At 72.1% G+C, this 585-nt stretch carries 1 protein-coding gene; it reads right to left on the reverse strand.

Going from position 1 to position 585, the window contains the following annotated elements; genetic code table 11:
- Window positions 1-585, reverse strand: a 585-nt coding sequence (locus LADH09A_RS04115; protein ID WP_238643384.1) for a glycoside hydrolase family 68 protein, incomplete at both ends; no start/stop codon positions are given.

Here is a 585-nt window from a genome sequence, read left to right on the forward strand (position 1 = left end):
CGACAGCGGTGGCTGGACGGTCCAGGTGAGCAGGTCGGTGGAGGTGGCATGGCCGACGACCCCACGGGTGTTCGTCGGCCCCGTGTTGGCACGCGCGGTGACGAGCATGTGCCACCCATCGCCGTCCGGGTCGGGGAAGACCCACGGATCGCGCCAGGCCTGCTCGTACCACAGCTCCTTGTCGAGCAGCTCGTACCAGGTCGGGTCGGCCTGGACGATCGGCTCGGTGCCGTGCCGGTGCCAGGTGGTCAGGTCGTCGGACACGGCAAGGCCGATGCGTTGCACGAGCCCGTCCTCGGCGCGGCCGACCCCGGTGTAGAACAGGTACCACCGTTCGTCCGGCCCGCGGACGGTGCAGCCGGTCCAGGTCGCCAGGTCGTCCCAACCGGGACCGTCGGCGGGGACCACGGCGTCGGCGACCAGGCGCCACGACCGCAGGTCCGCCGAGACGGCGTGCCCGATCGTTGCCCGGCGGTGGCGGCGGTGCGGGTCGTGCAGGGCGCGCGAGGCGCGGAGGAAGAACACGTGCCAGAGGCCGTTGTCGTCCCGTGCGTACCAGCTGTCCCACACCCAGTGGTCGGGTAG

The organism is Micromonospora cabrerizensis (assembly GCF_022230955.1).
GTDB lineage: Bacteria > Actinomycetota > Actinomycetes > Mycobacteriales > Micromonosporaceae > Micromonospora > Micromonospora cabrerizensis.